Origin of the sequence: Desulfobacula toluolica Tol2, assembly GCF_000307105.1 — a bacterium.
GTDB classification, from domain to species: domain Bacteria; phylum Desulfobacterota; class Desulfobacteria; order Desulfobacterales; family Desulfobacteraceae; genus Desulfobacula; species Desulfobacula toluolica.
The window spans coordinates 2,986,117-3,009,294 of record NC_018645.1; the positions used below are offsets into that span (position 1 = coordinate 2,986,117).

General features: G+C 43.1%; 19 protein-coding genes. 6 read left to right on the top strand and 13 right to left on the bottom strand.

Annotated elements, in window-relative coordinates; translation table 11 throughout:
• Positions 1-123: 123 nt before the first annotated feature.
• The 10 genes from TOL2_RS13650 to TOL2_RS13695 form a co-directional block, all read right to left on the bottom strand.
• Positions 124-1,080: a diacylglycerol kinase catalytic domain-containing protein gene (locus TOL2_RS13650; RefSeq protein WP_014958010.1), complete on the bottom strand. Its 957-nt coding sequence runs from the start codon at positions 1,078-1,080 to the stop codon at positions 124-126.
• Between the two features lie 93 nt (positions 1,081-1,173).
• Positions 1,174-2,202, bottom strand: coding sequence for an SPFH domain-containing protein (locus TOL2_RS13655; RefSeq protein ID WP_014958011.1), 1,029 nt, complete (start codon positions 2,200-2,202; stop codon positions 1,174-1,176).
• Positions 2,203-2,214: 12 nt separating this feature from the next.
• Positions 2,215-2,904, bottom strand: a complete 690-nt coding sequence (locus TOL2_RS13660; protein ID WP_014958012.1) for an NUDIX hydrolase — start codon at positions 2,902-2,904, stop codon at positions 2,215-2,217.
• Between the two features lie 192 nt (positions 2,905-3,096).
• The gene (gene bamA / locus TOL2_RS13665; RefSeq protein ID WP_158406118.1) at positions 3,097-5,739 is read right to left on the bottom strand and encodes an outer membrane protein assembly factor BamA; all 2,643 of its coding nucleotides are present in this window, start codon (positions 5,737-5,739) and stop codon (positions 3,097-3,099) included.
• The gene (locus tag TOL2_RS13670; protein WP_148278115.1) at positions 5,702-9,016 is read right to left on the bottom strand and encodes a translocation/assembly module TamB domain-containing protein; all 3,315 of its coding nucleotides are present in this window, start codon (positions 9,014-9,016) and stop codon (positions 5,702-5,704) included. Before TOL2_RS13670 ends, bamA begins: the two co-directional genes overlap by 38 nt.
• Before the next feature lie 110 nt (positions 9,017-9,126).
• The gene (locus TOL2_RS25525) at positions 9,127-11,631 is read right to left on the bottom strand and encodes a mechanosensitive ion channel domain-containing protein (protein WP_014958015.1); all 2,505 of its coding nucleotides are present in this window, start codon (positions 11,629-11,631) and stop codon (positions 9,127-9,129) included.
• A 138-nt stretch (positions 11,632-11,769) separates the two neighbouring features.
• Positions 11,770-12,711: an alpha-L-glutamate ligase-like protein gene (locus TOL2_RS13680; protein WP_014958016.1), complete on the bottom strand. Its 942-nt coding sequence runs from the start codon at positions 12,709-12,711 to the stop codon at positions 11,770-11,772.
• The gene (locus TOL2_RS13685) at positions 12,711-14,186 is read right to left on the bottom strand and encodes an inactive transglutaminase family protein (protein ID WP_158406119.1); all 1,476 of its coding nucleotides are present in this window, start codon (positions 14,184-14,186) and stop codon (positions 12,711-12,713) included. The genes TOL2_RS13680 and TOL2_RS13685 overlap by 1 nt, the downstream gene beginning before the upstream one ends.
• Positions 14,187-14,284: 98 nt before the next feature.
• The gene (locus TOL2_RS13690) at positions 14,285-14,797 is read right to left on the bottom strand and encodes an ATP-dependent zinc protease family protein (protein ID WP_014958018.1); all 513 of its coding nucleotides are present in this window, start codon (positions 14,795-14,797) and stop codon (positions 14,285-14,287) included.
• A gap of 145 nt (positions 14,798-14,942) precedes the next feature.
• On the bottom strand, positions 14,943-15,143 hold the full coding sequence (locus TOL2_RS13695) for a hypothetical protein (RefSeq protein ID WP_014958019.1): 201 nt from the start codon (positions 15,141-15,143) through the stop codon (positions 14,943-14,945).
• A 108-nt stretch (positions 15,144-15,251) separates the two neighbouring features.
• Between TOL2_RS13695 and TOL2_RS13700 the strand changes: the two genes are divergently transcribed.
• The 6 genes from TOL2_RS13700 to TOL2_RS13725 are packed head-to-tail and all read left to right on the top strand — an operon-like array spanning position 15,252 to position 21,664.
• On the top strand, positions 15,252-17,282 hold the full coding sequence (locus TOL2_RS13700; RefSeq protein WP_198408334.1) for an MBL fold metallo-hydrolase: 2,031 nt from the start codon (positions 15,252-15,254) through the stop codon (positions 17,280-17,282).
• A gap of 2 nt (positions 17,283-17,284) precedes the next feature.
• Positions 17,285-17,797 (top strand): YeeE/YedE thiosulfate transporter family protein, encoded by a 513-nt coding sequence (locus TOL2_RS13705; protein WP_014958021.1) that lies wholly within the window; start codon positions 17,285-17,287, stop codon positions 17,795-17,797.
• Positions 17,790-19,823, top strand: a complete 2,034-nt coding sequence (locus TOL2_RS13710; RefSeq protein ID WP_148278116.1) for a DUF6691 family protein — start codon at positions 17,790-17,792, stop codon at positions 19,821-19,823. The genes TOL2_RS13705 and TOL2_RS13710 overlap by 8 nt, the downstream gene beginning before the upstream one ends.
• Positions 19,775-19,999: a hypothetical protein gene (locus tag TOL2_RS25890; protein ID WP_332370612.1), complete on the top strand. Its 225-nt coding sequence runs from the start codon at positions 19,775-19,777 to the stop codon at positions 19,997-19,999. The genes TOL2_RS13710 and TOL2_RS25890 overlap by 49 nt, the downstream gene beginning before the upstream one ends.
• A gap of 26 nt (positions 20,000-20,025) precedes the next feature.
• The gene (locus TOL2_RS13720; protein WP_014958023.1) at positions 20,026-20,655 is read left to right on the top strand and encodes a DUF47 domain-containing protein; all 630 of its coding nucleotides are present in this window, start codon (positions 20,026-20,028) and stop codon (positions 20,653-20,655) included.
• Positions 20,656-20,665: 10 nt separating this feature from the next.
• On the top strand, positions 20,666-21,664 hold the full coding sequence (locus TOL2_RS13725; RefSeq protein WP_014958024.1) for an inorganic phosphate transporter: 999 nt from the start codon (positions 20,666-20,668) through the stop codon (positions 21,662-21,664).
• A 41-nt stretch (positions 21,665-21,705) separates the two neighbouring features.
• Here the strand turns inward: TOL2_RS13725 and TOL2_RS26020 are convergent, their stop codons facing one another.
• Genes TOL2_RS26020 through TOL2_RS23670 form a run of 3 tightly spaced genes read right to left on the bottom strand, consistent with a single transcriptional unit; the run spans position 21,706 to position 23,150 of the window.
• Entirely contained in the window at positions 21,706-21,867 is a 162-nt protein-coding gene (locus TOL2_RS26020) for a hypothetical protein (RefSeq protein ID WP_408605419.1), read from the bottom strand.
• A 28-nt stretch (positions 21,868-21,895) separates the two neighbouring features.
• Positions 21,896-22,765, bottom strand: a complete 870-nt coding sequence (locus tag TOL2_RS13730) for a S16 family serine protease (RefSeq protein WP_232507944.1) — start codon at positions 22,763-22,765, stop codon at positions 21,896-21,898.
• The gene (locus TOL2_RS23670) at positions 22,656-23,150 is read right to left on the bottom strand and encodes an AAA family ATPase (RefSeq protein ID WP_014958026.1); all 495 of its coding nucleotides are present in this window, start codon (positions 23,148-23,150) and stop codon (positions 22,656-22,658) included. Before TOL2_RS23670 ends, TOL2_RS13730 begins: the two co-directional genes overlap by 110 nt.
• Between the last annotated feature and the right edge of the window lie 28 nt (positions 23,151-23,178).

Here is a 23,178-nt window from a genome sequence, read left to right on the forward strand (position 1 = left end):
ACACAATCTTGATTGGCCGCACAATAAATTTATCCTTGTTTTTCACCTTTTTTATTTTGAGAAAATTGATGCTTCAAATATCTAAAAAAACCTTCACAGCCCATGAAAAGCAGATTGAGTTGATCAAACGATGAAATGACCGCATTTGTCCGACAAAGTGATTTTGGCGGTCATACCGGAATTGAACTTAAGATAATCATTTTCAACACCATCACTGAAAATGACCCCGTTACCCGGCATTTTTGAAAGCAATATCATGGGTTCCTGCCGGGTAATTTCTCCAAACACAAGATCTGTGGACGTAGTTTTGCTTGGAAAGGGTTCTCTGACTGAAAAATACAGGTGATCAGTGTCCCAGTCACATTTGAGATCTGAATCGAAAGACAGGCTGCTTTGAGCAACTGCACTTTTGATTCCTGCGGCACTGGTGATTCCCGCAGCACCGGTGAGAATACTTTTAAGCCATCCGCTGGAACCAAGACCGGTGGAAACGATTATGCCGCTGGATGAGTGATCCTCTGTTCTGTTGTTGATCGAAATTGTGTACCTGGCGGATACATGGGTTTGTGCGCCGATAAAAAAATCATTGACGGCACATAGTGATTGCCCGTCACTGAGTGAGGCTTTGGCCATGGTGATTGTGGATATCGGTCTTTTTCCTGCAAAAACTTCTAAAACAATCTGTTCCAGATCAGATACCTGAAACGGCAGGAGTACACCGTCCCATCTTTCAGGATCTGGATTCACACCAATTACATACTGATTATCAAGATACTTCATTGTATTGGCCACCAATCCATCCTGTCCGAGAACAACGATCAAATCTTTGTTTCCGAAAATAAAATCTGGAACGAATCTGCGATGCAGAACCTGGACTCTCCCAAATCTGGTTAATATTTGCCTGGCTCTGGACACAGACGATTTATAAATTTTATCCTCAACAAGATAATCGGAAAAATCTGCGCCGAGATGCTCAATATAAAACTGTGCCTGGCCAAGGGTGTTATACCTAAGAATCAAATCGTCCAGCCTGGTTTCCCTGACGATCAAAACAATTTTGTTTTCATATTCTCTGTCCATGGTTTCTGCTCCAGTTCAAGGTTTATCCGATACTAGTTTGATCCGGTACAAGGCCTGTTTGCAATCTGGGCCCTGACCGGATGATTCGCTTACTTAACCGTTTTGTGCCGTTCTGGGGGTGATCAGCTCTGACAGAAGTTCCGGAGCAATATTCAAATTGCCAATCTTTTCTGCATTCTTTGCCAGATTTTGAAACGCAGATGCGATCAATTGAGCCGGGTCCATTCTGATATTCGCAAGAGCCTGAATCATTTCAGGATCCATTTGTCGACATACTTTCATGACAGCGTCCAGTCCGTAAGCCTGTGCATCAGCTTCCTTTTTTCTGTTTTTTACGCAAAGACATACCAGTTCTTGATTTTTTTCTTCAAGGGTAATTTTACTCTTGATATCATCTTGTTTCATCAACAGCCTTTTTTCTTGAACTGCCCGGTCAGCATCGATCTTTGCTTCTCTGATCCGGCATTTTTTATTTTCAACGGCAATTTCGGTATTCAACTCATTCTCCCTGATTGCTCTTTCCTGCTCTACTGAAGCATTTCTGCGATGATATATGGCCTCATCTGCTGCAAGAAGCAGTTTTTCTCTGGCATCTGCTTCCAATGCTTTTGACGTTTCCGGATTGGGCCGGATAGATAAAATGGATACAGAAAGGATTTCAACCCCAAGCTGCCTGATAATATCAGATTGAACAAGTCCCTTATTAACAGAATCCACAAGCTCTTCAGATGCCTGAAGTGCCTTTTTCAGAGGCAAAAGCTGTATGAGAGAACGTGTTAATACCTGAATTTGATTGATGATTTTTTTTGATAATTTTTCCGGGTCTTCACTCATATAGCTTTTGGTGTCAGGGGTCAGGCTGAAGTTGAGCAATTGAGCCAGTTTCCTGGGTTCACTGATCCTGTAGGTGACATCACCCTGAATACAAAGATCCTGAAAGTCTGAGGTGACTTCGTTGAAAATAAAAGACAGATCCATACTTGCCATAGGGATAGAAACCAGGGAAGATACCGGTGCAAAATAAAAAAACGAAATACCTGTCCCTTCTCTGATGATTTTCCCTTTTTTGTATTGTAGAAAATACGTGTTGGGCTGGGCTTTGATATATTTGATGCCAAACATAAGAACCTCCTTTTAAATTTCAAAGTTAAATCCCTGGTCTTTTAATGTGTCATATTTTTTTTTATTGAACCGGTATAATCTGGCCGCCCTGTGTGAAACATCCTTTTCAATCTCATCAAGCTCTTTGAGGATTCCCATTTTCAGGATTTTTTTTCTAAAATTTCGCTTGTCAAGTTTTCGATCCAGTATTTTTTCGTACAAGTGCTGCAATTGCCTTAAAGTAAATTTTTTGGGCAATAATTCAAAGCCGATTGGTTGATATCTGATTTTTCCCTGTAACCTTTCATAGGCGGTATTTAAAATTTTCTCATGATCAAATGCAAGCCTGGGGATATCGCTGATTTCAAACCAGGCGGCATTTCTTGCATCTGTATCAGCATGGATCTGGTGTTCAACAAGGTTAACCAGTGCGAAATAGGCCACTGTTATCACATGTTCACGGGGATCACGATCAGGATCTGAAAATGTATACAATTGCTCAAGAAAAATATCGTGCAGTCCTGTTTCCTCGGCAAGTTCTCGGCGAGCAGTATTTTCAACAGACTCTCCAACCGTAACAAATCCTCCGGGAAGTGCCCATTCCCCGGCAAATGGATACAGATCCCTTTGAATCAGCAAAACTTTAAGATCTTCATTGTCCAGACCAAAAACCACACAATCTGCTGTAAGAGCCGGTCTTGCATATTTATAGACAAATGTCATTCAACCCCCCCTCAATATAAGTGTTATTCATACACTATGAATAGTGTATGAATAACACTATGTCAAGAGGGAAAATTTATTTTTTCAATTTAGATTTGCTTATGGTAGCTGAATTTTGTTGCAGGATCATCATAATTTTGGATACCGAGAATTTTTGCATAATCTTTCCCGGTATGCTGAAAAACAGGCCTTTTAAAATGTATACCCCATGGAAAAGTGAAGACAGCCGCTGCTCTCACCAGGCAGGGGATTGATTTTCCATCCGTATACAAGCCCTACCGGCCCAATGGGTGTCATGTACCGAAGCCCCACTCCGGCAGATAAACGAAAATCATCTGAATCAACGCTGTCAAAAGTTTTTTGCACCCGCCCCACATCATAAAACAGTGTCACTTCAAACTTCAATCCCAGGTCATACCTTGCCTCAATACTTCCCAGGAAGGCTTCGCGCCCACCCACGGCAGTGCCGGTGTTGTCAAAGAGCAGCAAATTTTCATCAAACCCCCTTACCGTAGTGGTGCCGCCCAGGAAAAAAAGTTGGTCTTCAGGCACGGTCTTATTTTCCCCATAAGTCTGGATATATCCGTACCAGCCCCTGACGGCAAGGGTCAGAGGCTCAAACACTGTATAATAATAACGGGCATCCAGGCGGTATTTAATATAATCATCCAGGTTGTTTTCAATCCCCTTTGAGATATCCATGTACACGGCTGAAAAAACTCCTTTCCGGGGGCGAACATAAGAGTCAGTGGTACGGTAGGTCATTGAGGGGCTTATCTCAAAGATATGCCTGGAATCATATTCCCGGTTGTCTGTTTCAGTTTCAGACACAGAAGGTGATTGTGTCGGGTATTGTTCACGAAAATCATACTGAAATCCAACATTGGCCGTCAGTTTTTTCTCAAGAAACTGCCTGTAAAAAATCTGGGAAAGGCTATAGCTTTGTATGCCAAAATCAGTATTAAATTCTTCGCGCTTCTGAGCAGCAATCTTTGTGGTGGAAGATATCCTGGAAGAAAAAAGCCGTGGTTCTGTCAGTGAAACATTGACTTCATGGCCGATCTGGCTTAATTCAGCATCTGTTTCAACCGCAAGATTTCTGCCCAGAAAATTATGATCCCCTATAGTGGTATTGACATAAAAATGCCGTTGCGTGTCATAGCCTGTTGCAAATTCAACAAACTTGGGGACTTTCTCTTCCACCGCTATAGCAAGATTCACTTGATCCAGTTTTTCTTTCAGGCCAAGTGTATTGAACTTCACTGAGTTCAAGGCGTTCATGTCCAGCATGTTCTGCCTGCTCTCAAAAAGTTTTTTCAAAGAAAGCGGGTCTCCTTGTGATAAGGTCATCTCTTTGTTGAGAATTTCTTTTTTTGTTCTGAAATTGCCTGTATAAAAAATCTGCCCAATGGTTACAAAAGGTCCTTCATCCACATCATAAGAAAGATCAGCCAAAGAAAGATCCTCATTAAAAACCACAGTTGCCTTGACCCGGATATGGGGATACCCCATCTCGGAAATTCTTTTTTTCAAAACATTTTCATCGTTTTCAATCATATAGTTGCGATACACCTTGCGCGGCTTGAGCGAGAGCAACTGCATTGCCGCTTCAGGCTTGAGAATTGAAAGCCCCTGAAAACGAACTGTTCCGACTCTTGTCCTCGGACCTTCGTCAATAACAAGCTCTATTGCCAAAGATTTTATTTTTTTATCTTTCTGAGACAAATGATCATTGATTTTCAATGTTTTCTGGATCCGGGCACGGGTATATCCTTGTCTTAGATACAACACACGGATGGCATTAATATCCGCCTCTAAGACTTCAGGGGCATAGCCGCCATCCGTCAAAAACCCGGAAGGCTTGGTAAGAATCTGTTGTTTAATACTTTTTTCATCAACCCCATGGTTTCCTTTTATGCTGATGCTTGAAACAATGTATTGGTCGCCCTCATCCGTTTGAAAGGTCACATCCCGGAATATTTTTTTGTCTTTTTTTCTTTCAGTGATTTTTGTTTTTATTCCAGCATCAGGAAAACCGCTTTGCGAATATTTTTTTTTAATATTGCGAATACTTTTTTTTACGGCAAAATTATTCTTATTCCCGTCTTTGAAAAGGGTCATCTCTTGTTTAAGGGTATGATCCCAAAATTGACGGTTTCCATCAAACCTGATTTTATAAACCGGGCCTTCGTTTATATCAAACTTAAGATCCACGGTCTTTGACTGATCATTTTTTTGAATCCTGCCTGACACCGTCACATCGGCAAACCCCTTTTCACGATAGAACCGGATCAAATTTTTCACATCAGCATTAAACTCTTTTTCAATAAAACGGGTCGCACTGCCCAGCAAAACAGATGATTGCCATGTTTTTGTCCTCAACTTCAACCGGATACCGGAAAAACTGTGATTGCCATGAACCATGACCCTTTCAACCCTGTAAAAATCCCCCTTTTCAATATATACGGATACAATATAATGACCATCTTGAAGATCTTTTTTAGCGATCACCTTCACCTTTGGATCAATAAACCCATGGTTTTTAAACAATACGACAACTCTGGAGCTTTGTTGATCCAGAACCTCTTGTGAAAATTCATCACCAGGAGAAATTGTCATGACCTGAAGCACTTCTTTTTTAAAAACCGGAAAGGCACCTTTAACAAGAATATCTTTGACCCGAACATCTATTTTGGAGACAGTCCCGGGCAAATCCAAGCTTTCTTTTGTCTGAGCCAAGCTGTTTTGCGTCATACACACCATAAGCATCAATACAAAACTTATTTTTAAAGCAAGGCTATCTAAATTCAATGCGATATTTGAGTTCAGCCCCAAAATCACCTCCATTATCCTGAAATCCGCTCATCAAAAGATTTTCCAGAAATTTATAGTCCATGATTACCCGCTGAACGGTTTCACCGTCTCGGACATCCATTCCGTATTTAAGCATCATGCGGCGGGAAAGTTCCTTGCCCACAACAATATTGATGCCACGGCTTCCTTCAACATCATCCGGCTTGATTTCCAGATAATCCATTCCCGAAGCTTCCTTGATATTTTGCTGAAGTGTCTGTGCAACAAATCCTGCCAGAATATCTTCGGGTGAAAAGCTGGAGTCGCTTTCGCCCTGCCGCAATTCACGGGTTGTTTTGCCGAAAGCCAGCAGGGAAATGATGTCTGCATGCTGTTCTTCAGGAATTGAGCTGAACTTAAAATCAAGATTGTCCGGCGTGCCTGAAACCGTCAAAAAGACAGTCCAGTGACGTATCTCCATCTCCCCCTGGATATCAATGACAGGCTCTGTTTTGTAAGGATTGATAAAATCAACAACCCCTTTTTTAACTTCAAATTCTTTTTCTTTAAATTTAAGAATACCAGACTCAACCCGTACCTGACCGCCGACAAGAGGATGGGCTGCTGTGCCTGAAACTGTCAAATCGGAATACATGCTCAACAGTGCCAGATTATTATCAACCAAAAACGGTTCGCGCTGGGATATATCAATGTCCAGGCCAATGTTGTCCAAAAAAGCGACAGCTTGTTTTTCCGGGACAGGTTTCACCGTTCTTGTCTTTTTAACAGCGTCCACAAGATCAAGCTCAATATTTTTATAATACCGGCCCTCAAGCAGCACAATTTCTCCTTTAAGATCTGACTTGTCCGTATTTCCGGCCAAAGAAAGGCTGGTGTTCATGGTAATGTCCATCAGATCCGGAAAATCCAGGGACAAATTGTGGCTGTTAAATTTCAGATTGTATGTGTCAGGCTTTAAATTGCTCAAACCAACATTTCCTGCAATATCAAATGTCCCTTCATCCAGTTTTCCGCTGATCCTGTTTGTTTCAATCAAATCCGGCGTGATGCTGATAACACCGTCAATGTTCTGTAATTTTTGTTCCATACCGGATAATGACAAGCCCAGCCTCTCCAGTTTCACATCGGCATTAAAGACGGGTTCGGCAACTGTTCCCTTGAGTGAAGCAGACAATATAATATTTCCCGACACATTGCTTATTTCTTCAAAAAAAGGACGGATCACTTGAAAAGGCAACATCCCCTTGAGTTCAAGATCAATATCCGATTTAAGGGAACCTGCTCCCTCTATTTTGACTTCCCCTTGTTCCAAAAAGGTGATCCTTGTTTCAGGAAGAGTGAACCTGCCGTTTTCAAGTACCAGGTTCACACCGGGGATATGAGCAATTTGATTTTCTTTGAAACCCACGGTTAAATTTGTAAGATCTGCTGTGACCTGAACTCCCTGAAGATCATCAAGACTGCCACTTGACCGAATGAAACACTCCCTTACCGAGCCTGAAAATTCCGGTTGCCCTGCTGCATGCAAATAAGGAGACAGGTCAAAAAGTTCCGCCATATCAATAGATGCTGAAAACGTATGATCATCAAAATCATATTCACCTTTAAGCCGTGTCAAAGGAAAGTCTTGTGCAAACAACCCAAGCTCAAGCCGGTTGTCTGCGAAAACCGCCCTGCCCTGACTCTTGAATACGGCTGTTGGCGTCACCCGGATATCCAGATCTTTGATATTGATTTCTTGTCCTTCCAGAACTGTTTTCAGAACAAAACCGTCAATTTTCCGACCGTTCAAGTCAAGTTTTTCGCCCTCCATGTTTATGTTTCCAGACAGCGCGTCAAGAGTGCCGTTGACACTCCCGTTCACCGACAGCCGCCCTTCTGTTCCGTCCATAAAATCACCCAGAAACATGGATTCTCCTGCAAGAGAAACCAAAAATCGGGGCTTGTCCACCAGGGAAAAATCTTTTAAATCACTCTTCAACAGGTCAATCCAGCCGTTTGCACCTATTTTGGAGCCCTGATTTTCCAAAGACAATTGATCAATAAAAACCCGTCCATGACTATCCATGGAAGCAGTCACGTCTAAATTTCCCAAAAAAATATCGCCAAACCCCAGATTGTCTGATGTCAGTTCCAGTTTAACTTCAGGGGAAGTGTAAGCTCCTGTCACTTGACCTGAAAGATTGACACTCCCGGTCCCTTTCATCTGAATCAATCCCGGTGTTAAACCAAGATCAGACAGCATAAGATCCAATTTTCCAGCGATATTTCCCGACCCTGGTTCAAACTCACCTTCCCCGGAAAGATATATTCCTTTTGTAACCGCATTAAAAGAACGGACAAGCAGCTTTTGATTTTCAATTCCCACCCCGGCCTTAAATTCAGCGTCAATTGGTGAATCAAGTCCGTTTATGCTGAATTGTTTCAGGTTCAAGTCAAGAACAATATTTGCAGTTAGTTTTTCAGGATCAACTCCCCTGCCCGTCAAGTTTATATGGGAAACTATCTCGCCGGAGCATCCGGGTTCATACTGGAAAAGTTTTGATACGTCTTCAAGCTCAGCTTGCACATCAAAAAAAAAGTCCGACACAGGGGTGTGAAACAAATCCTTGATTGATCCTTGCCCCCCCATCTTGATGCCACCGGCAACCAGGTCAAAGGATAAAATATCCAGAGAGCCGTCATTAAAAACCGCATGGGTGTTAAACTCTTTCAGATCAACAGAGTCTGCCACACCCGGAAATGATCCGCCGTCTGCTCCGGCGTTTAAAACAGCTTTTTTCGCTTTTAAATCAAAGTTTTTTATCAAAAGTTTGAAACCTGAAACTGAACCGGACATTTTTTCATCATTAATGCAGAACAGACCTTGGCCATCAGTTAAAACAAAGGTATCAACTTTAATATTAAAAGGAAACAAACCAGGTGATTTTTCAGGTTTTTCCGGTTTTGCATGCAAAGGTTGAACAGCAGTAACAATTGTGAGTGAACCGTTATGATCTGTCTGAATATTCACACCTGGAGATTCAAGCAGAATCGAAGACAAGCAAATCTCTTCTTTAAAAAGTCTTAACCATTCAATATTAATGGCCAGCCGTTCACACCGAACCAATTGTTTTTTATCCGGCCCTTTCAGCTCAAAGCCCACAATCTCGACAATCCCGGAAAAAGGAGACAAATGTACTCGTTTCCAGGACATTTCTCCCCTGATCTCTGCATTGATCATATGCATAATCTTTGCCTGTCCTGAATCTGTTTCCAGGTAAAAGAGCCCGCCAAAAATCAAAATAAAACCGAACATAAAAATTATGCCGGACAAAACAACAAAATTTTTCTTTAATTGTAACAAATAATGACCTCACAGAAACTTAGGAAGATTTTTTTTTAAAGACTCACTCTTTTATTTTGGCATCAGTTATCTTCAATGATCTCTTTGTTGCCGGACGGCAGGCCGCTTAAAATATGAAGATCTCTCTGGGGAAAAGGTATCACCACATGATGCTCTTTGAAAAGCCCGTCGATTTCAAATCTCAGGTTGCTTTCAGCATCAATAAATTTATCTATATCCGACCAGAATCGTAATCGAAAATCAAGGGAACTGTCTCCGAAATTGATGAATTGAACCTTGGGTGGATGCGGATAATTATAGACCTCTGAAACCGATCCGGCAGCCTGCAGCAATAATTTTTTCACCAGGTTGGTATCCGATCCGTATGCCACTCCTACCATCAGATCCCGTCTTATATAAGGGTCTTTATGGCTCCAATTGGTAACAAGGGCACTTATGAATTCGGAATTAGGAATAATAAGTGAAGAATTTGTATATGTCTGAACCAGGGTTGATCTGACATTAATTTTTTGTACCTCCCCCCATATACCGCCCACCTCAACCACATCGCCAACCTGTATGGGGCGTTCAAACAGCAGTATCAGGCCGCTGATAAAATTATTGAAAATATTCTGCAGGCCGAATCCAAGCCCGATACTCAAAGCACCGAACACAACAGCCAGGGATGTGGTGTTCAGCCCGAAAACACTTAAACTGACAAGAATGCCTATGGACCAGATCACATACACTGAAATGGTAATCACAGACTCTGTTGCCCCTGTTGACAAACCGCTGTCTTTTAACACATAAGCGGTCATTATTTTTTTCCAGGAAAGAGTCAAAAGGTAGGTCAAAAGAATGACCACAAAGGCAAAGGCAAAACCGGCCATGCTCAATTCTATCTTCCCAATGGTATACTTTTGGTAAAACAAAGCCCAAAGCCGCACAAAAAAAACATTGCTGACACTCCAGGAGAACATCAGCCCGGCCAGGGCAACCACAATGATAAGAAAATAGAGCCCGTTGGAAAAAATCCAATAAAAAGGATATGAGATACCGTAAGAACTTCTGGATACCGGTTCAAATTTATCCTTGAATTTGCGATCAATATCTTTCATGGAATATACAAGCAGGGTACAGATGCAGATAATCATAATAGAAATACCCCAGGATTTATACCACCAGGATGCAAAATACCCGTATCCTGAAATATCGGCAAAAAGACCTGCAAGTGCAATTATCCTTGACCATCCTACCAACAGCTTGAGCCCCATGCCATTGGTCCGGCCCTCCATTTTTTTATATGCATTCCAGAATAAAAATACTCCGGCAACCATCATTGCTTCGGAAAAAATCCGGATGGATGACAAAATAACGGGATCAGGAGATAAAAATCTATAAACAAACAGATAAATAAAACAATATAATCTGATGCCCCAGACAAAAGCATTTCGCCATCCATACAGGGCGTTAAAAAGCAAGTGTGCCTTTTCTTTAACAATCAGGCGGATGGAATCAGATGCAAGACGGGTTATCAGGATAACAGTTAAAAATGTTTTGATAAATTTAATACAATCGGGAAAAACCAAATACACCTGGGTTTTTGACAATATAACCGCCAACAGTATCCATAAAACAAGAAACAGGGAATTTTCAAGAACAAGCAGGGGATACCCCGTCCGTTTGCTGATAATATTCTTATATCCGTCTTTTTGCCTCAAGAAGATAAGTCCCTTAAAGACAAAGAAACAAAACACCAGAAAACCGCAAATCATCATCACTCCACCAATGGTGATATGTTCCTTTAATTGGGATAATTTCAGTGACACCCGTTCCCTGGAAAACAATTGACCGGCTTTTGCAACTGAATTGACAATTTCTTTTATAAAATTTTTGGACAAAAAAGTTTTTACTTCGATTTCATTTCTTTGAAACAAAAGCATTCCTTTTTTATCTTTGATCTCCTTTTTCAATATTATCCGGATCTCTTCAAAAGATTTGAGCAATTCGCTGCTGTTCTTCATTTCAAGAATCCGCAGGTCAGCAATATCTACAATCAGTTTTTCTTGTTTTTGCAGAATAGTCCTGTAGGATTTGAGCGCTTTTATTCCAGGTTCCCGGATAATGTCTTTGTCCGTAAAAGAACCGAACTCTGCAATTCTCTGGTCCATTAGATTTGTTTTTTCTTTTACTGCGGAAAGATCCTGTTTGGCTTTTGCCTCTTTTTCCACCAGCCGTTGAATTTTGAGTTTAATCAAGGAGATGGATATATCCAGCTGTTCAACTCCTTTTTCAATGACGGCAATACCGATCTCGGGAACCAGCAAAAAATTTCTCATAGAATTGATCTGAGTCCTGTAAATTTGATGCTGGCTTGATTCTTCCTTTATAAGACGTTGTTCTTCAGCCAGCTCCTTTTCCAGGTCACCCAGATTTTTTTTTGCGGCTTCAACCGCCTGTTCAAACTGGATCAGAGAATCTTTATCTTCGGAAGGTGCCTGAATGACTGGTTCGGCCCACGATAATGCCGAAAGGCATACAGCCAGGATCATAAATAACAGAACACGATTTGTTTTTTTGATTGACACAGAATTTGTCTCCTTGTGAAATGACTTGTATATAAGCAGCATAAAAAGATCCAGCGTAATTGTTCCTTTTTATAAGGATATTATTAACACTAGTCAAGACACAACTTCTTACAAATAAATGTATGCACAAAGGTCATGCTATTGTCCAAAATGATCAACAGCAAAATGAATTTTATCTTCAACCGAGTTTAATTCGCGATAGTGTTGTTCGACCGCCTTTAACCGAGGCAGCAATCCGGATTGATTAGCGATTTGGATATTAAGACCGGGGCGTGCGTTGAGTTCCAGAATCATGGGACCTTTTTCTTTGTCCAATACAATATCCACACCCTGATAAGCCAGTCCGGTAAGGTCATAACACTGAGACGCAATGGTTAATAATTTTTTCCAATAAGGAATTTCAATTCCGGTTACGGAGTTCCCCGTGTCAGGATGTTCGATGATTATTTCATTTTTACATACGGCCGAAAGCGTAATGCCGGTTGCGATGTCGATTCCGGCACCAATTGCCCCCTGGTGAAGATTGGCTTTTCCATCCGACATCCGGGTTGGCAAGCGTATCATCGACATCACAGGAACACCGAAAAGCACGATGATACGGATGTCGGGAACCCCGAAAAAACTGATGGGTTCAAACACCGGATCCGATTCTACACGATACTCGATAATGGCATTATCGGATTGCCCTCCAAGACTGTATAACCCGCTTAATATATAGGAAATATGATATTTGAGTTCATCCTCCCGCATTAAAACGCCGCTTGCCTTTTTGTACATATTCCTGGTATGTCCGGCTATGACCAAAACGCCATCTCCGCCGCTTCCACAAGCAGGTTTGATTACAAAGTCCGGGTAACAACTTACAATATCATGGATATCTTGAATCTGCCGCTCGATTTCTATTACGGAATAAAGATCAGGAACCGGAATGCCTGCTTCAATGGCAAGCTGTTTGGTTTTCAGTTTATTATCTACAATCGGGTATTTACTCCTGATATTGTATTTTAACGTATAGTTTGCATTCCGGTTGTTGATACCCAAAATTCCCTGCTGTAAAAGTCGTTTAAAATATTTAAGCATTATTGCTCCTTTTTGATAAACGCCTTGAAACGGTATAGTTCAGTCAATCTGAAACCTGAATACCGGCCCAGCAACAGGGTCGCAGCAAATAAAATGAAGAGCAGTTCCGGAAAAAAAAACATGATATGTTCTATGGTGTTATTTTTAACAACAAAATAAATCATGGTAGAAACAAAAAGGGTTCCAAAACCTTGTTTTAAGGCTTCACCGTGACCTCTTTCATCCCAAATGATGGACATCCTTTCTATTGTCATTGACAAAATAACGATGGGAAAAAGGGAAATAGACAGCCCCAGTGACAGTCCCATGTTATACGTCAGGATATTTAATCCTGCAATGATAACGATGACGGAAATAAGGACGGCAGACAATCGTGGAACAACCAGCAGTTTTAAATTTTCAAGGTAAAAACGAATGCTCAGGCCGATAGCGACAACAACAGAAAACAAGAATGCGCCCCACAGCAACTGCGTTTCTCTAAATGACAGTGCAATAAGAACCGGCATGAAAGTACCGAATGTTTTGATGCCGACAACATTTCTGAAAATCACCACTAATAACGCTCCTAAAGGAATAAGGAGTATCACGCGATAAATCCCCTGGTTTTGAACCGGCAGATTCAATAAGGAAAATTTAAAAAACCGGGGAGAAATATGCTTGCTTTGCATTGTGGCACTTTGGACGGCTTCGATCTCATTTTTCTGAGCATCTATTTGAATCTGAGAATCTGTCCCGCCTCTGATTTTATACAATGGCTCAGATCCTCTCCACCAGGAGATATAACCGACCGGAAGATTGCTTTCGGAACTGTCGGGGACATAGCTTCGCCATTTTTTCTGGTAATAAACCTCCAACCAGGTCACCATGTCAATTTGCATGGTTTCTTCCTTTAAATCAAAACCATGAACCAATTGGGCCGGAAACCCTGCAAGTGACAGCAATTGCACAATGAGTTCGATTTTGCCGGTTGTTGAAGCCGCATTCTCCCCTAGCAGCAAAGCGACATCTTCATCGGCATCTGGTTGGTTCAACCGTTTAAACAAATTCCCGATGATGGTATCCAAATCCGCAGAATGTTTATAAATTTCATTCCAGAGCCGCTTTGCGGCACTTAAATACGGATCTTGAAGAGAAGGGACCGAGATCTTTGCCGGTATTAATTGTCTGTGACTGCTTTGTCCTTTCCCTCCTGTTTTCTGGATAAAAACGCGGTAATAGAGGTGCTGCCTTCCCTTTGCATTCCGAATCGACCAGATTGCTTTTCGGTTTCCGTTCTTTTTTTCCGTCACTAAACCGTATTTACCGGAAACGAAATACTCTGAATTGATAATAAAATTATCGGACTCAACAGGTAGAAATAAAGAGGCTTTTAACGGTCTGTCATCAGCATCAAAAGACAGCCTGATTTCAATATTCCATAAATTTGATGTCTTGTCAGGTTTAAGGGGAAAATTCAAGAAATGATATTTATACATAAATATTCCCGTTCCAATAAATACCATTAAAGTCGAAATTACGATTAATTGAATTTTTTTCATCTGGATTGTTTTTCCATCTTTTTAAGATTATTAATTCAGTTGTGCCGGTTTTTACAAAGCGGTTTACTGGAAAACGTGACGGAAGGATCAATTACAAAATCATTTTCCAGGTCGGTCCTGCCGATCAGAACCTGATAATTGAAATTACTCCTATCGTTCAGGCTCACTTCAATCTCCTTATGAACGTTCCCTAAGCAGATTTCAATACTCACGACCAGTCGTTCTTCCAGACCTCCGCCCCTGCGTTTGATTTTAACTGAACGGAGTACTTTTTTCTCAAGAATTATTTTTTTGGTTTCCCCCTTTTTTGTATTCGTCTTCAGTTCAAAATTAACCCATGTTTCATGACCGCGTTCAAACTTTCTCAGATTGAAAGCATTTATTGAAGAGCTTTTCGCACCGGTGTCCATTTTTGCACGAATTTTTAAAGCTCCAGGATATATTAAGATCATCTCAAGCCAGCCGATAATCTGTTTGCTTTCAACGCATACAGGGTTCATCGATAAAAAAATTGAAAAACAAACAAGTATCAGAAAGCATTTTTTCATTAGCATTTTCCTCAACATATAATCAGTTAAAACTTGCTCCTACAGCTACAAGCAAAATTATATCCTTATACATTTTTCCACCCGATTTTGCAAAAAAATAGATTTTAGCGGATGGACGTTTCGCTGTCAGCCTCTCAACTTAAAATCACCATGGCATCATCAGGCCTTGTTCTTTAGCCTTTTTTGAAATTTCGATCAGCTTGGATCTTTCTTTCAGTGCTTTTTTATTTGCCGCTCCGGATAAAGATCGGAACATTCTAATATTTGCATGCGTTGACCCTGCCTGCGTTTTTAATTGACATTGATCCGTCAAAATAATATTAATTTTAAATAGAATTTTTATCATAAACTTATACACTTTTTGTCTAAATCAAAAACTCATACAACAGCCTCTTCCGAATCCGCCAAATAAACTCTGAGTCCTGTACGGGGCATATAAAAAAAGGAGGAATTTATGAAAGCAGCGATCAAAACAATACTGCCTGCTATGTTTTTTACGATTTTTTTCGTCTTGGGGACGCAGAGCTTTGCCGGTGACATAAAAGACAGCGAATCCGCGTCCCATTCCGATGCCGCAGCCGACTATGATATCGTCGACACTTACGCTTATCCCGGTTTCAAAATCATCCAGTTCAATCTTGCCGTCCTGTCACACTATTCTTATATGCTGATCAGCGAAAAACATGCCCTGGTGGTGGATCCCGGAAGGGATATCTTTAAATACCTGGAAATCACACAAAAAGAAAATTCAAAAATCAAGGGCATCCTGCTGACCCACAGCCATGCCGATTTTGTGGCCGGTCATATGGAACTTGCAAAAATAGCAGGATGCCCGGTTTTTATCAGTACCCGTGCCGATGCCGGCTATCCTCACACCCCGTTGAAAGAAGGCTCAACCTTCACTGTGGGCAATGCTGTACTGGAGGTTCTTGAGACACCGGGGCATACTCTGGACTCCACAACATCTATTGTGTACAGCACCCGTGACGGCAAAAAAGCCGAGGCCGTTTTTACCGGGGATACACTTTTTGTTGGAAGCATCGGCAGGCCCGATCTCATGGGGGGAACAATTTCCGCTGCAACGCTGGCATCCATGGCGTTTGACACCTGGCAGCAGAAATTATCAAAAATCGACGACCATGTCGCCATCTACCCTGCTCACGGTGCCGGGTCCTTGTGCGGCGCACATTTAAGCGATGATCCGTTCTCCACAATCGGCCGCGAAAGACAGACCAATCATTATTTGAAATATTCCTCGCGCAGTGAGTTTATCGCCGCAGTGCTTGAGGGCCTGCCTGAAGCACCTCAATATTTTAAACACAACGCGGCCTTGAATAAAAAGGGGCCGGAACTGATCAACTGGCAACCCCCGGCCGGAACCATCACCCCTGACATAAAACTGACAAAACCTGCCAATACCTGTGTCGTCGATATCAGGGATGCCGATCTTTATGCGAAAGGCCATATCCCTAACTCCATCAATATTGCACTTCGCGGGCGGTTTGAAACCTGGGTCGGCATCATGGTGCCCTGGGACAGCCCTCTTGTGCTGACAGGAAGCCGAGAAGAGCTGGATGAAGCATCCTACCGGCTGAACCGAGTGGGGTATAAGGCCCGTGCGATGCTGTTTGATGCATGGGTTTCAGCCTCACTGCCGTTAAAAACAGTTGATCTGATGGAACCGGCTGCTCTTTATGACGCTATGAAAGCCGGTAATGCACCGATAATCGTGGATGTCCGCCTGCCGACCGAATGGATGGGACTGCGAATCGGCCAGGTGATCAACATGCCGCTGAACCATCTGGCCCAATTGTCATCCAAACTGGACCCTTCCGAACCTGTCGTTGCGGTCTGCAACTCAGCATACCGGTCCAGCCTGGCACTGGGAATCCTTGAGCGGGAAGGGTTTGCAAAAGTCACCAGCCTCAAGGGCGGCAGCCAGGCCTGGATCGACGCCGGATACCCTGTGTTCAGTTATGAGACCGGGAAAAACCCGGCAGTAACCGAAGCAATCGTCAAAAAAGAAATCAAGCTTCCCGGAAGGATTTCGCCGGATGAGTTAAAAAGCCTGATCATGGATCTCCCCGGAACCTTTGACCTGGTGGACATCCGCCCGGCATCTTTTTTCAGTGATTTTCACCTGCCGCAATCGGTTAATGCAGATCTTGCAGATCTTCTGTCAAACCCTGCCTATCTTGTGGGCACAGGCCCACTGATCATTGTGGACAGGGACGGAACCCTTTCCATGATGGCGGCAGGCATGCTTTTCCAGAAAACCAAACGCGAAATAAAAGCATTGCGGGGAGGCCTTGAAGCCTATTGGAGCGAATCCTATTTTCACGAAATGGGTCTGGAAAAACCCGTGTTCCCGGAACAAAAGACTGCTCCTGCGGCCTTGCCCCCTGTTATGACTCCTACCCCCCAGCCGGCTGCGCCGGTAATGCAAACGCCCGAGAAACCCAAAAAGAAAAGTGCGGGGTGCTGATAATGAAAACACCTGAAAAAAAACCAATGAATCCATACATGGCAGGTGCCTGCCTGGGACTTGTCCTGTTGGGATCTTTCCTGATCCTCGGCGCAGGACTGGGAGCCTCGTCGGGCATTGCCAGGATAGCAGCAGCCGTCGAAGCCCTTCTGCTGCCTGTACATACTGAAAATTCCGCTTATTTTGGTGCCTGGGGAAAATCCCCGCTGAACTATTACCTGGTCTATATGTTTGCCGGTACGATCATCGGCGGACTGATATCTTCGGCAGGATCAGGAAGAATGGCTTTTCAACTGGAAAAAGGAAAACTTTGCCCTTCCTGGAAAAGAATTTCTTTTGCACTGGCCGGTGGAGTGCTGGTCGGATATGCCGGACGCCTTGCCCAGGGATGCACCTCGGGCCAGGCCCTGACAGGCGGGGCCATGCTGTTGACCGGCAGCTTTATTTTTCTGATCTGTCTGTTTGCCAGCGGTTATGCGGCAGCTTATTTTGTGAGGAGGCAATGGGATGATTGAGACCTTTTTCAGCCTGGGACAGCTTGACGCAGGCAAAGCGCTTTTCATGTCCGTGGTGATTGGTATCCTGTTTGGAATCGCCTTGGAGCAGGCCGGTTTTGGAAGTTCGCGGCGGCTTTCAGGCGTATTTTATTTTAAAGACATGGCCGTCATCAAGGTTATGTTTACAGCAATGATAACTGCCATCATCGGAATCGTATTAAGCTTTCGATTCGGCCTTGTTTCAGAACAGGCCGTTTACTTGAATCCCACCCTGTACACAGCCCAGGTGATGGGCGGCATTATTTTCGGCATCGGCTTTGTCATTGGCGGATGGTGCCCGGGCACGGCTGCGGTTGGTGCGGCTTCAGGAAAAGGGGATGCCTTTGTTTTTCTGGGGGGAACCCTTGTCGGCAGCATCCTGTTCAATGAAACCTATGGTCTGGTTAAGGGACTCCATGCTGCTGAAAAACAACACATTTCATTTGTTTACGATGCACTGGGCATGCCCCGGGAGTGGTTTGTCCTTATTTTTGTTTTCGCGGGAATCCTGGTCTTCTGGTGTATGGAACTGATTGAAAAGAAAACGGTTCAAAAAAGCGAATATTTAAACTCTGATTTTTTAAAACGGTTCTCTTTCATCCTTTTAATTGCAGGATTCTTTGTTTTTCTGGTGTCACAAGATCCGTCTTCTGCACTCAAAAATGATACGGGACTGTCCCGTGATATTTCAGATGTATTGCCCAGTTCGGAACAAAAACTTTTGTCTGATATTGACAAGGCACTGGACCACATGGAACCTGAAGAGCTTGCCAGAAGAATTACATCCGGTCAGAAAAACATTATTCTGGTTGATGTAAGGTCTGAACCGGAATTTTCACACTTTCATATCAAAACCGCCCGTCGTATTCCGTTAGAAGATCTGACAGAACAGCTTGCTCCCTATAAAAACCTGGGCATGATTGTATTGTATTCCAATGGAATGACCCATCCTGCCCAGGCCAGGGACGCATTATTCAGAATGGGATTCCAAAATGCCTATATCCTGACCGACGGTCTGGACGGATTTATCAACAGATGCCTGAAACCGGTGTCATTGAGATCGGAACCGGTCCCGGAATCAATTGCCGCGGAAATCAACCAGTGGCGGCGTTTTTTCCTGGCCACACTTCCCCCGTCATCCATGAATAATTCTGCATCCGCCATAACCGAAGGCCGGACGACGCATCCCGGCATCATTGATACCCAATGGCTTTCCAGCCGCTTGGACGACCCCGGTATCCGTATCATTGATCTGCGCAGCCAGCCTGAATACAACAGCGGCCATATACCGGGTTCGTTTGCCTTGAATATTGAAAGTATGAGGGGAAACATCCAGGGGGTTCCTTCCTGCCTGCTGCCCTCCCCCCTGCTGGCCGGGCACCTGTCGCTGATGGGAATCCGCCCTGAAACCACCGTGGTTCTGGTCTACGGAGAAAAGGTTCAGGATGCAACCCTTGTGGGAATGGCGCTGGAACGGGTCGGACATGCCGATTATTCACTGCTCTCGGGAGGTTTCCCGCAATGGAAAACGTCAGGACTTTCAACGGACACCCGTCTTCCTGAAACAGCGGCTTCTGTTTACCCGGATACAAACCAAGACCGGTTTTCAGTGAATTACAAAACCGTTCTTTCCCATGTTGAAAACAATACGGCTTTGATACTTGATGTCAGGCCGGAAGCCTATTATTCCGGCGAAAAATCAGATGAAGCCCGGCCGGGACATATCCCAGGAGCCGTCAACCGCCCCTTTGACATGGATACGCAAAAAGCCGGTGACACCGTTGAATTCAAGCCGGTACAGGAGCTGAAAACCGCGTATGAAAAGATAATTCCATCAAAACATGCCCTTGTGATCGTCCATTGCAGAACCGGCCATCAGGCCAGCCAGACTTTTTTTGTGTTGAAGCACCTTCTCGGATATGATCGAATCCTGTGGTATGACGCCGGGTGGACGGAATGGGCTGCCAGAGTGGAATTGCCCGTGAAAACAGGAAAAACTCCGTGATAACAAATCTAATATGTGTGGTGCTGGGGCTTGTGCTCCTTGTCTGGAGTGCAGACTGGTTTGTGGAGGGAAGTGCGGTTTCGGCAAAGCATATGGGTATGCCGCCGCTGCTGATCGGAATGTTCATCGTTGGGTTCGGGGCGAAGAATACTTCTCGCTCAGCCGTTAACCGATAACTCTCAAAAAAAACAGGAGGGGAGATGTGTTAAAAAAATTCTTACCAAAAGAAAATCGGTTTTTTACACTGTTTAATCAGCATACGGATATTGTTTTAGAAGGCATCCAACTGTTCGAATCAATGCTGGACAAATATTCACAAAAAGACTCCATGGCAATACGTCTCAAGGAAATTGAGAATAATGCGGATAATATAGCACACCAAGTTTTTGAACTGTTAAATACGGTTTTTATAACCCCTTTTGACCGGGAGGATATTCAGATGCTTACCCAGCATCTGGACGACATTATGGATATGGTTGAAAAAGCGGGCATCCGGATGGTAATCTACAATATCCTGTCTCCCCCTGCAACAGTCAGAAAACAGACGGATATTTTAAAAAAGGCCTTTCTTGAACTTGCAACAGCCATCAAACTTCTGGCTAATTTAAAACACAAAGAGCGCATCCGCAATATTTGTATCCATGTCAACAGCATTGAAAACGAAGGGGATGCAGAACTTCGGATGGGACTGAAGGCATTGTTCAATACTCCGGGTATTGATCCGCTTGAGCTGATAAAGAAAAAAGAAATTTTTGAACTGCTGGAAGCTGCTATTGACAGATGCGAAGACCTTGCCAATGTTCTTGAAACCATATTAATCAAATATGCATGAGGAATCCATAATGGAAATCTTATTTTTTTCAGGAATCATTATTTTGGTAGCCTTGATATTTGATTTTTTAAATGGAATGAATGATGCGGCCAATTCCATTGCCACCATAGTTTCAACCCGGGTTTTATCACCCCGTACAGCCGTTGCCTGGGCTGCGTTCTTCAATTTAATTGCTGCTTTTGGATTTGGCGTCGGGGTTGCCAAAACAATCGGAAAAGGAGTGGTCAATCCGGAAATCATCTCTCTGTGGTTTGTCCTGACGGTGCTGATTGGAGCTGTTTCATGGACTCATATCTGCACAATAATGGGGCTTCCAATCAGTGTTTCTCATGCCCTTATCGGTGGTATCATCGGTGCCGGTCTCGTAAAGGGCGGAGTGAATGTCCTGATTATTCCGGGAATCACCAAAATCTGTATCTTTATTTTTCTTTCTCCCTTGATAGGAATGGGTCTGGGAATTTTTTTTTCCATCACAACAGCCTGGATTTTTAAAAACTGGCGTCCCGGAGATGTTGACCGTTTTTTTCGTGTAGGTCAACTTGTATCATCTGCTATGTTCAGCCTGGGGCACGGCGCAAATGATGCCCAGAAAACCATGGGCATTATTGTCATGGTTCTGGTTTCCGCAGGATGGCAGTCTGATTTTTCAGTGCCTGTCTGGGTTATCCTGTCATGTCACATAACTATTGCAATGGGCACCCTGATCGGTGGATGGAAAGTTGTCAAAACCATGGGAATGCGGGTGACCAAATTAAAGCCAATGGACGGCTTCTGTGCCGAAACAGCAGCAGCCGCATCCATTATCGGCAATTCCTTTGCCGGGATTCCTGTTTCAACAACCCATACCATTACCGGCGGAATCATCGGTGTCGGCACCGTTCACCGTCTTTCTGCCGTCCGATGGGGGGTGGCAAAAAATATCATCATAGCATGGATATTGACCATTCCCGGGTCAGCTGCGGTTTCAGGCGGTGTGTATCTATTGTTGAACCTTTTCGGGAAGGTATAAACAATATACACCACAAAATCAAAAGGACTTTTTTGCATTTTTCAGTATAGTTCCATAAATGAGTATTGGTCTGATGGATTTTCAATCCAGAATCGCAACTGAAGATTGACACTGCTGTCGGCAAACGCCGTAACAATAACCACAGAAAAAATATCAGGCAGTATTTTTGAATTTTTAGCAGCATTTTGGCATCTATAGATTATTTTGTTATGGGTTAATTTCTAAATAGCTTCATCTGTTATACTGTACCGAGCGTTCATGAAGTTTTTTAAGTTTGTTTTGCACAGCCTCAAACAAAGTATTTTTCGGAAAATTAAAGTTCTCATCAGGTTCACCTGCAACGATCCCGGTCAAAACTTCTATGCCCTGCTCAATAGTTGATACCTGGTAAATATGAAACATACTACGATCAATGGCATCCACGACATCCTTCCTGAGCATGAGATTTTTCACATTGGATGAGGGAATCATCACGCCCTGAACTCCTGTCAGTCCTTTTTGGGTGCAAACATCAAAAAAACCTTCAATTTTTTCATTTACTCCACCAATTGCCTGAATTTCACCTTTCTGGTTAACAGAACCGGTAACGGCAATTCCCTGACGGATAGGATAACCAGAAAGACTGGACAAAACAGCATATAGTTCAGTAGAAGAAGCGCTATCGCCGTCAATGCCACTATAGTTTTGCTCAAAGGAGACACTGATGGAAACACTCAAAGGATAATTCTGGGCAAACATCCTGCCCAAATAACCGGCAATAATCATCATCCCTTTATCATGAGTTTGCCCGGAGAGTTGGGCTTCATGTTCCACATTTACAATACCCGGCTTACCCATATAAGATTCCACAGTGATTCTAGACGGCCTTCCAAAAGCTATTTCTCCAATCTGATATACAGCCAAAGCATTAACCTGGCCTATCACAGCACCGGTGACATCCAGAAGGATAGATTGTTCATCATACCTTTCCTGTACCTTTTCCTCATAAAGGTTATGTCGAAAACGGTGTTCGTTTAACGCTCTTACCACATGACTGGCGGTCACTTCTGTTGTATTTTCCTTTCTTGCCCAGTAATTCGCCTCTTTTAAAACCCTTAACACCTGACCAAAGCGTAGAGACAGTTTTTTTTTTATCCTCCACAATACGGTTGCCGTACTCCACCACGGCAGTCACACCACAAGGAGTAAACGGCAACAATTTTTCTTTTTTACAGACACTTGAAATAAATTTTGCATAATTGATCAAATTCTCTTGATTCACTTCGACTTCATGGTCGAAATCTGCTCGAACCCCGAAAATTTTATTGAATTTCGGATCAGATCCCTGGAGTGTCCTAAAGGTTTCATAGCTTCCCAATAGAATAACTTTAAGATCTACAGAAATTGGTTTTGGCTTTAAAGGAGTAATTGGTTGGCCGCTGCTCATCGGCACCGGCTGATAGCCTTTCTCAGTTTGTACGATACTGATGTTGAGTTTACCGGCCATAACTTCAACCTGGGTAAAAAGTTGCCGG

Coding starts and splice junctions, on each gene's coding strand:
- TOL2_RS13710 (WP_148278116.1), top strand. CDS start 17,790: ATGATTGAGACCTTTTTCAGCCTGGGACAGCTTGACGCAGGCAAAGCG.
- TOL2_RS13685 (WP_158406119.1), bottom strand. CDS start 14,186: ATGTATAAATATCATTTCTTGAATTTTCCCCTTAAACCTGACAAGACA.
- TOL2_RS23670 (WP_014958026.1), bottom strand. CDS start 23,150: ATGGCCGGTAAACTCAACATCAGTATCGTACAAACTGAGAAAGGCTAT.
- TOL2_RS13650 (WP_014958010.1), bottom strand. CDS start 1,080: ATGGACAGAGAATATGAAAACAAAATTGTTTTGATCGTCAGGGAAACC.
- TOL2_RS13705 (WP_014958021.1), top strand. CDS start 17,285: ATGAAAACACCTGAAAAAAAACCAATGAATCCATACATGGCAGGTGCC.
- TOL2_RS13725 (WP_014958024.1), top strand. CDS start 20,666: ATGGAAATCTTATTTTTTTCAGGAATCATTATTTTGGTAGCCTTGATA.
- TOL2_RS13690 (WP_014958018.1), bottom strand. CDS start 14,797: ATGAAAAAATGCTTTCTGATACTTGTTTGTTTTTCAATTTTTTTATCG.
- TOL2_RS13695 (WP_014958019.1), bottom strand. CDS start 15,143: ATGATAAAAATTCTATTTAAAATTAATATTATTTTGACGGATCAATGT.
- TOL2_RS13680 (WP_014958016.1), bottom strand. CDS start 12,711: ATGCTTAAATATTTTAAACGACTTTTACAGCAGGGAATTTTGGGTATC.
- TOL2_RS13660 (WP_014958012.1), bottom strand. CDS start 2,904: ATGACATTTGTCTATAAATATGCAAGACCGGCTCTTACAGCAGATTGT.
- TOL2_RS13670 (WP_148278115.1), bottom strand. CDS start 9,016: ATGTTCGGTTTTATTTTGATTTTTGGCGGGCTCTTTTACCTGGAAACA.
- TOL2_RS13700 (WP_198408334.1), top strand. CDS start 15,252: ATGAAAGCAGCGATCAAAACAATACTGCCTGCTATGTTTTTTACGATT.
- TOL2_RS25890 (WP_332370612.1), top strand. CDS start 19,775: ATGGGCTGCCAGAGTGGAATTGCCCGTGAAAACAGGAAAAACTCCGTG.
- TOL2_RS13655 (WP_014958011.1), bottom strand. CDS start 2,202: ATGTTTGGCATCAAATATATCAAAGCCCAGCCCAACACGTATTTTCTA.